Origin of the sequence: Paenibacillus chondroitinus NBRC 15376 (genome assembly GCF_004000765.1) — a bacterium.
In the GTDB taxonomy this organism is placed as follows: domain Bacteria; phylum Bacillota; class Bacilli; order Paenibacillales; family NBRC-103111; genus Paenibacillus_E; species Paenibacillus_E chondroitinus.
Window position 1 is genome coordinate 24401 of sequence record NZ_BILW01000056.1, and the last position, 8239, is coordinate 32639.

Below are 8239 nucleotides of genomic sequence, written 5' to 3' on the forward strand. Positions count from 1 at the left end.
CCCTCCGACCCCCTGCAAATAAAATAAGAGTTAAGCTATCGCTTAACTCTTAAATCCGTACATCACCGGTTATTTATGATACGGTGCGGCTTGCTACCGTTAACGGCAAGTTTTCAACTAAACCAAGCGCCCGTGCTGTTGAAGAATCAATTTGTTTGATAAGCTCAGGGTTTTTCAATAAGGAAACGCCAAATGAAGGAATCATTTCCTTGATTTTAGGTTCCCATGCCTTTACTTGCTGCGGGAAGCATTTTTTGATTAAGTCAAGCATAACGGAAACGGCTGTCGATGCCCCCGGAGAAGCACCAAGCAAAGCTGCTATAGAACCATCAGCGGCGCTAACAAGCTCCGTACCGAATTGAAGCGTTCCTTTGCCGGCAGCTGTATCTTTGATAACCTGCACGCGTTGGCCAGCGACCACCAGCTCCCAGTCCTCGCTTTTGGCGTTAGGGACAAACTCACGCAAAGCTTCCATACGCTGCTCTTTGGATAACATAACTTCCTTGATCAGGTATTTGGTCAATGACATGTTTTTGCTGCCTGCCGCGAGCATCGTGACAAGATTATCCGTTTTGACAGAAGTGATTAAGTCAAACATGGAGCCGGTTTTTAGAAACTTCGGTGAGAAGCCGGCAAACGGTCCAAAGAACAATGATTTTTTCTTATCGATAAATCGCGTATCCAAATGCGGAACCGACATCGGAGGAGCACCAACCGGCGCTTTGCCGTATACTTTTGCAAAATGCTGCTCGACGATTTCCGGTTTCTGACACACCATGAAAATGCCGCTTACCGGGAATCCGCCGATCCCTCTTCCTTCCGGAATACCGGATTTTTGCAGCAAATGGAGACTTCCTCCGCCTGCGCCGATAAAGACGAATTTGGCCGAGTGGTGATCGACGCTGCCGCTATCGAGATTCCGTACTTTAAGCTCCCACGAGCCGTCGCTCGCACGTTTGATATCATCTACGCTATGTTTGTACAAGATATCGGCGTTTTGATCCTTTAGGTGAGCAAACAAGTTACGCGTTAACGCGCCAAAGTTGACATCAGTGCCTGATTCAATTCTTGTTGCTGCGATAGGTTCATTCAATTCCCGATCTTTCATAATAAGTGGAATCCATTCCGCTAATTTAGCCGGATCATCCGAGTATTCCATCCCTTGAAACAATGGATTGTTCGTCAGTGCTTCAAAACGTTTTTTCAAAAATGCCACATTTTGCGCCCCTTGTACTAGACTCATATGAGGCAGCGGTGAGATAAAGTCTTGCGGATTGCGGATCAGCTTGCTATTGACCAGATAAGACCAGAATTGTTTGGAAACTTGAAACTCTTCATTCGTTTTGATAGCTTTGCTGATATCTATGGATCCGTCCGATTTTTCGACGGTGTAGTTAAGCTCGCACAATGAAGAATGTCCCGTTCCTGCATTATTCCACTCGTTAGAGCTTTCCTCGCCAGCGCTTGCGAGCTTCTCAATTACTGTAATTTTCCATTCCGGCACTAACTCTTTCAACAGTGACCCCAAGGTCGCACTCATGATTCCGGCACCAATTAAGATAACATCTGTTTTCATTTGTCTGTTGCTCATTTTAACCGTCCTTATACCCTAAGATTTGCAGAAAGGATGTAGGCGTTCTTGGTAAGACGCTACAGCAAGCCAGGGAGCAAGCTAGTCACACATCTTTTCTGGATCAAAACTAACCCTATTTATAAAATATTTATTTAACTATTATATGATAGTTATAAGCTGTACGACAAGAAGTAAGGCGAAGAAGCCTTGCAGGTTATTCCTTACATCATGCGGAGAAGCTTCCACGAAAGCAGTTTCTGAACCAATTATGCCTATCTTTACATCTTGCATAAAACTAAATGATAGTATTTGGCCCCACAGCCATAGTCTGCGGGGCGCTTTCTGTTAGATCAACATGAACTCGTCTCACTTCTGCTCAGGTGCTTCTTCTTTTTTCTGATCAGCCACCAACTTACCGTCAATATCGATAATATCTTTGGATTTCACGGCTTCATCTCCGAAAAAATCCCTCAACTTGCTCTTGGCCTTGAGCTTCACATCGTCGTCAATATTTTTCGCGACGACGGCGAGAGCTAATCCAAGCGCGCTCAAATCATCGACATAACCGACAACCGGCAGCAAATCAGGGATAAGATCCAGCGGCAGAATGAGATAGCCGAGTGTCCCGTAAATTTGTACTTTAGCTTTTAACGGTGTTCGTGGGCTCTCTACGGCATAATAAAGCAACAAGCAACTGTAAATCACTTTGCTTCCTGCCTTCTTAGCGCCTTTTTTCAATTTAGACCAGAAATCATCCCGATTAAAATACTTTTGATATTTAGAAGCGTCCATTTCGTGATCACTCCATTCTTATCTCCATTATACCACTATCGATGGTGATGAGCTAAATCGCACCCTCTCGCTCCCGCAAGACAAAAGGCTACCCCCCAAGGAGCAGCCCAACAATGGCTACAAGGCCGAATATGGTTAAAATGACACCCGATATCCGGTTAATCCAGCGATACACGGAAACATGGATACGATCGCGAAACATCCCGATCACGAAGCTGAGCGCCAGCCACCATAAGGCGGAACCGGCGAAAACGCCAACCACCAGAGCGATAGACGCAGCCATGCCGCTTTGCGCGCCACCCATGCCTAAACCGGCAAAGGCGCCGAGGAAAGACATGATGGTCATCGGGTTGGTGATGGTGAGCATGAGGGTCGACGCATACGATTTGAGCAGCGTGTCACCAGAGGCTTTGGCCGCCTCCGTAGCAGGCCGGGAACGAAAGGTTTGCACACCCAAGTAGATCAGGAACAAACCGCCTACCGCTTGCAGCAGCACCTTTTGGTCAAGGAGAAAGCCGGTGACCAGTGTCAGACCAAATCCGGCGATGAAGCCGTAGAAAGCGTCAGCTGTCGCAGCCCCCAGCCCTGACAAGAAGCCATGCAAGCGACCCAAGGTAATGGTTCTTCGAATGCACAAAATACCAATGGGCCCGACCGGCGCTGCGATCGAGAGCCCAAGTAGCATACCTTTCAACAAGGGAATGAGCATAAATTACAGTACCTGATCTCCATCATAGGTCGCAATTTTTTTGTAAAGATCCGGACGACGGTCGCGGAAAATACCCCATTCGATCCGTTGAATTTCCAACTGATCCAAATCGAATTCGGCAACAAGCACCGTTTCTTCCGTGCGGCCAGCTTCCTCGATCATATTGCCCTGCGGGCCGGCAATGAAAGAAGAACCATAGAAGTCGATGCTGGAATCTTCGTCTACTTCTTTCCCAATGCGGTTCGAAGCAATAACCGGCATCAGATTTGACGCGGCGTGTCCGCGCATGCACATTTGCCAGTGATCTTTGGAATCAATGGAGCCATCTTGCGGCTCAGAACCGATTGCCGTTGGGTAGAACAATAGTTCAGCCCCCATCAAAGCCATCACTCTTGCAGCTTCCGGGTACCATTGGTCCCAACATACGCCTACGCCGATTTTGGCGTAACGGGTTTTCCACACTTTGAAGCCGGTGTCGCCAGGATTGAAATAAAACTTCTCTTCATACCCAGGACCGTCCGGAATGTGGCTTTTGCGGTAAGTGCCGAGCACTTGGCCATCGGCGTCAATAACGGCAAGCGAATTGTAGCGAGCGTAATTTTTTTTCTCATAAAAAGAAATCGGCAGCACGACGTTAAGCTCTTTGGCAATCTCACGGAAATGATTAATGGCTTTATTATTCTCGAGTTCCGTCGCGTACACGTAGTAATCGGACTTTTCTTTTTGGCAGAAATAAGGCGTCTCGAAAAGCTCTTGAATCAAAATGATTTGCGCGCCCTTCGCAGCCGCTTGGCGAACCAAAGCTTCTGCTTTGCGAATGTTTTCATCAATGTTTGTGGAACAGCTCATTTGTGTGGCTGCTACTTTAACGTTTCTCACGTTATATCACCCTTTCCGGCTTGCTGGCATTTGCTGCGTTGTGCAGTGGACATTGCCGCCCTCTTTAATGATGGACATGCCGTTGATTTTACGGATTCTGCGGTCCGGGAATGCTGCGCTCAGCACTTCCTCCGCTTTGCGATCCGTCTCCTCGGCTGTGCCGCCGAACACCGGCAAAATGATGCCGCCATTCACGAAATAAAAGTTCAAATAACTAAGCGTTAGACGCTGCTCTTCAAAGAAAGTAAGGGGTGGCTGTTCAATTTGGATAATCTCGAAAGAACGGCCTTTGGCATCTGTGGCATTGCGCAGAATCTCCAGATTCTCCTGTGTGATCGCATAATTCGCATCGGAAGGGTCATTGCACACTTGCAAAATGACTCTGCCCGGGGCCGCGAAGCAAGCGATATTATCGACATGGCCGTCCGTTTCGTCGCCGTCGAGCCCTTTGTTCAGCCAAATGATTTTCTCGACATTCACGAAGTTCTTCACGTGTTCTTCAATCGCTTCGCGACTTAACTCTGGATTACGGTTCGTATTAAGCAAACATTCTTCCGTGGTCATAAGCGTGCCTTCTCCATCGACATGAATGGAACCGCCCTCCATCACTAGCGGAGCGTCAAAACGCTTCACGCCATGGTGCTCCAAAATTTGCGGAGCCACGTTATCATCCAGATCCCAAGGCGCATATTTGCCGCCCCATGCATTGAATTTCCAATTCACCGCGGCGATTTCTTGCTGTTCGTTCAGCAAAAAGGTAGGGCCATTATCACGGAACCAAGCATCGTTATGTTCAATTATTAGGAAATCAACGTTAGGCTCAGTAAACATCGCCTTCACTTGTTCAGCATCCGCAGGGTTGACAACGACCGTCACAGGCTCGAATTCCGCGATAGCCTTAGCCAAATCCGCGTAGCCTTTTGTTACAACAGCATGATCCTCAGGGTAAACCATAGAAGCTTGAACAGGCCACGAAATGAAAGTACGTTCATGAGTTGTCCACTCTGCAGGCATTTTATAGCCTAAATCCTTCGGTTTCATCAATTCATCCATCTCACTTTATATAAAATTTATATTCGCATTTTTCAGGGCCAAAAAGCACCGTCTTTCATCATATACCAAAAGGAGCCTCCACTCAATGTACAGAGGTTTACAATTTTGAGAACAACCTGCTAGCAAACTCTAGCAAAACTTAAAAGCCATCCAGAATTAGCATCGTATAGTTTGCCTCGGATTTATGAACATTAAAAAAGCTTGAACAGCGCACAACACATTAGGGAGGATGACCGACTTTGGCAACTATTTTACACATTACCGCACACCCTCACGATCATCAGACTTCCTACAGTATGGCTGTAGGGAAGGCCTTCATCGATGCTTATCGGGAAGCTAATCCGAATGACGAAGTGATTCCAATCGACCTGTACAAAATCTCAATTCCACACATTGACGCAGATGTGTTCAGCGGATGGGGCAAATTACGGAGCGGCCAAGAATTTACTTCGCTAAGCAAGGAAGAACAGGCTAAGGTTGCTCGCCTCGGCGAATTAACCGACCAATTTGTTGCCGCAGATAAATATGTTTTTGTGACGCCGATGTGGAACTTTTCCTTTCCTCCCATCATGAAAGCCTATATTGACTCCATATGTATGGCCGGCAAAACCTTCAAATACACAGAAAGCGGTCCCGTAGGCTTGCTGCCAGGCAAAAAAGCGCTGCACATCCAATCCCGTGGCGGCGTGTATTCAGAAGGTCCCGCGGCAGCTATGGAGATGGGCCATCGTTATATTGGCATCATTATGTCTTTCATTGGAATCACTGACTTCCAAGGACTTTTCATAGAGGGGACCAATCAGTTCGCGGATAGAGCCCAGCAAATTAAAGAAGAAGCGATTGCTAAAGCCAAGGATTTGGCTAAGAGCTTCTAGGGCTGTCCGGGAAACTATGACACTCAGCCATGGTAACAAGGGAACTGGGGGCCTCTATCTGTAGAAAAACGAGCTATCTCCTCGCCGAGCGGAACTACGGGCTCTTATTTATCCTCTATGGCGTACTTTTTAGGTAAACACACTTAAAATAGAGGAACGTAGTTCCCTTCCAAGTAGAAACTGTGCCTTTCCATGGAAATAGAGGATCACAGTTCCCTCCAACACAAAAAAAGCTAAGTAAACCGGCGAACGGTCAACTTAGCTTTTTTGCTCTATGTTTTTTTACGGCCCCGGTATTGCCCCGTTCGCAGCTCCAGAATATACGCCTCGGCATCCGGCATCTGCTCGTCCTTGGCATGCTGTACAGCAAGCTCGATATCGTATGGAACCCTCACATGCTGAAGATTAAACGTACCGGGCTCCTTGCTGTGATAATGCCCTTCCAATATAACATAGGAAGCCTGCGTCATATCCAGCGGATTGCCTACACTGCCTGTATTGAAAAGCATCCGGCCTTTGAGAATTTGCAGAAATGCATTGTGAACATCGGCGTAGCCTGCCACATCCGCTTCTCTGGGATCAGCACATGCCTCAGAGGATTCAAACATAGACAACCGGTTCTCCATAGAGTCCCATGGTTGAATGCGTTCATAAACGCTTCTCGGCGAAGCGTGGAACAATCTTACAAATTTACCGCTCATCCAAAATTCATAGGAAAAAGGCAGCTTTTTTAGATACGTCGTCCGCTCTATCCCCAGCCGTTCCTGCTGCCAAAGTAAAACCGGATCCGTTACTTGGTTTCCGATGAAATCATCCCAATTTCCTTTGATCACTACATCGCAGGATTCCCGTACACGGTCCACGACCTGTTCGGAATGCGGTCCTTTGCCGACAAGATCGCCGAGACAAATGATTTGCGTCACATTCCGCTCCTGAATATCGTGCATGACCGCTTCATATGCAGGCATATTGCCATGGATATCTGAGATAAGGGCTAGTTTCTCCATCAAGCCGCACCTGCCTTTAGGTTAAAATGGTTCCTCCGCTGATTATGCCGTTACTGTCACTTCCACCTCTTTACCCGCACTCCTAACTAGAAACGGATACATCAGGTAGAGGCCACAGGCATACAGCAGCACAGCTATATAAACGGGAAGCAAATGAATGAAATCTGTATAGCCAATATGAAAATGGACCAGTAACCCCGCTGCAAAGCCTGGTATTCCACCCCATAGGAACGTCCACCAAAGCCAGCTTTCGCCTTGGTTCACTCCCCAGAGCGCAGAAGCTGCAATGGCTACAGCTAATGAAAACAAGGCGCCTCCAAAACCCGCCCTGTCGTGCGCGATAAGCGGAATCAGATGCTCGTTCCAATCTGCAAGAAGCTCAGCGGTTACACCCAGAAACGCTAAATCGGTCGGTACGAACACCTGCGTAATCCCGACCAAAGCAATGGTCAATCCGCCGAATGCCAGACCAAACCCAAGGACGACGAAACAGCACTGCCCCCACTGGGCTCTGTGCCAGACGGCATCATTCCGTAAGCCCGGAGGCTTCCGTGAAGGATAATCCTTCAACCCGCGCAGGGTGAGCAGCAGCATGGGGAGAAGCACGGCAGCTGCAATAGCATGCAGCGGGTCGAAATAGCCATAACCAAGATACAGGAAAAAGCTGCTGAAACCTACAGTACACGAGGTAAGCAGCGCGGTACGAGCCCAGTGCGAGCCAAACCGCAAACCATGCACGGCCAGCTGGTAATAAAAGATGCCTAGCGAGATCATGGTCCCCGCTAAGGTAATACGGTCATGAGACATGAAATGTATAATATGCCCATTAAATCGATTTATGACACTCCGGCTCACACCAAGGAAGGTTTCATCATAGGGCAACAGCACGCTGGTTGAAGCGATCAGCCAAGCCAGCACACCGCCGATCATCATGCCGATGCCGAGCAAGCTCATCCAGCCCCAATTCGCCCAAAACGACGGCGGCTCGGGCTCTTCCGTGTCACGAATGCGCTCATAAAGAATCGCTTCGTTGATCCGCTTTGGCAGCCCTGGCCCCGCGTACACGAGCCCGCTGTGCAGCTGCACGCTATTCGCTCCCGCGGCCAGCAGCTCCAGCGCATCCTGCGGTTGGCTCACCGCGCCAGCCGCAACGATCGTGGCCGCCCCGGCTGCGCGGAGACGGCGAACCAGGCTCAGCTGCGCGCTGAGGAGAGCCTGCCCGCCAACGCAGATGCGGCGGCTGCCCTCCTCGCGCAGCGCTTCGCCGACGACGACCCCGCTCCAGCTGGCCGGCTGGAGCTCGCGCAGCATGCCCTCCGGCAGCTGCGGCGGGATGTACAGCAGCGCCGGC

7 protein-coding genes and 1 pseudogene are annotated in these 8239 nt (G+C 49.0%); 1 reads left to right on the plus strand and 7 read right to left on the minus strand.

Annotated elements, in window-relative coordinates; translation table 11 throughout:
- Positions 1-73: 73 nt before the first annotated feature.
- The 5 genes from PCH02S_RS32130 to PCH02S_RS32150 form a co-directional block, all read right to left on the minus strand.
- A complete protein-coding gene (locus PCH02S_RS32130) occupies positions 74-1591 on the minus strand; it encodes a malate:quinone oxidoreductase (RefSeq protein WP_127458184.1) in 1518 nt (505 codons plus the stop codon).
- Between the two features lie 348 nt (positions 1592-1939).
- Positions 1940-2365, minus strand: a complete 426-nt coding sequence (locus tag PCH02S_RS32135) for a YkvA family protein (protein ID WP_127458185.1) — start codon at positions 2363-2365, stop codon at positions 1940-1942.
- An 88-nt stretch (positions 2366-2453) separates the two neighbouring features.
- Complete coding sequence (locus tag PCH02S_RS32140; RefSeq protein ID WP_246069351.1) at positions 2454-3050, minus strand: LysE/ArgO family amino acid transporter; 597 nt, start codon at positions 3048-3050, stop codon at positions 2454-2456.
- 27 nt (positions 3051-3077) lie between these two features.
- A complete protein-coding gene (aguB, locus tag PCH02S_RS32145) occupies positions 3078-3953 on the minus strand; it encodes an N-carbamoylputrescine amidase (protein ID WP_127458187.1) in 876 nt (291 codons plus the stop codon).
- A 6-nt stretch (positions 3954-3959) separates the two neighbouring features.
- On the minus strand, positions 3960-4994 hold the full coding sequence (locus tag PCH02S_RS32150) for an agmatine deiminase family protein (protein ID WP_127458188.1): 1035 nt from the start codon (positions 4992-4994) through the stop codon (positions 3960-3962).
- A gap of 251 nt (positions 4995-5245) precedes the next feature.
- Between PCH02S_RS32150 and PCH02S_RS32155 the strand changes: the two genes are divergently transcribed.
- Positions 5246-5881, plus strand: coding sequence for an FMN-dependent NADH-azoreductase (locus PCH02S_RS32155; protein ID WP_127458189.1), 636 nt, complete (start codon positions 5246-5248; stop codon positions 5879-5881).
- Between the two features lie 272 nt (positions 5882-6153).
- Here the strand turns inward: PCH02S_RS32155 and PCH02S_RS32160 are convergent, their stop codons facing one another.
- Together PCH02S_RS32160 and PCH02S_RS32165 are read right to left on the minus strand one after the other, a co-directional pair.
- Positions 6154-6888, minus strand: a complete 735-nt coding sequence (locus PCH02S_RS32160; protein ID WP_127458190.1) for a metallophosphoesterase family protein — start codon at positions 6886-6888, stop codon at positions 6154-6156.
- A gap of 42 nt (positions 6889-6930) precedes the next feature.
- A pseudogene (locus tag PCH02S_RS32165) lies at positions 6931-8239 on the minus strand (hypothetical protein); the annotation flags it as partial.